This window comes from Burkholderia sp. GbtcB21 (genome assembly GCF_019091065.1).
GTDB classification, from domain to species: domain Bacteria; phylum Pseudomonadota; class Gammaproteobacteria; order Burkholderiales; family Burkholderiaceae; genus Burkholderia; species Burkholderia pyrrocinia_C.
Genome location: NZ_JAGXKA010000346.1, coordinates 1 through 251, shown reverse-complemented (window position 1 = coordinate 251; position 251 = coordinate 1). Strand labels below are relative to the sequence as shown.

Below are 251 nucleotides of genomic sequence, written 5' to 3'. Positions count from 1 at the left end.
CGCGTCGTGCTGTCTGTCGACCCGCACGCCGAACAGGACTGGGTAGAACCGCTTTCGTCGACTTCCTCGAACGTGGCTCCGTGCGCCATCGCTTTGTAACGGAGCTTGTTTCGGAAGGACGACCAGGACGCGTCGTAGACGCTTTTCGCCATCCTGGTTCTGGCGAGCTTGGCGGCCGACACATTGCCGACCGCGATGTAGTCGAAGCGCCGCACCAGATCGAGCGCGAGCTTGTGCTGGAAATCGGCGCG

At 62.5% G+C, this 251-nt stretch carries 1 protein-coding gene; it reads right to left on the bottom strand.

The window, feature by feature from the left end; translation table 11 throughout:
* Positions 1–251 (bottom strand): zinc ribbon domain-containing protein (locus tag KVT39_RS37085; RefSeq protein WP_217591502.1); only part of this gene is annotated, 251 nt, incomplete at both ends.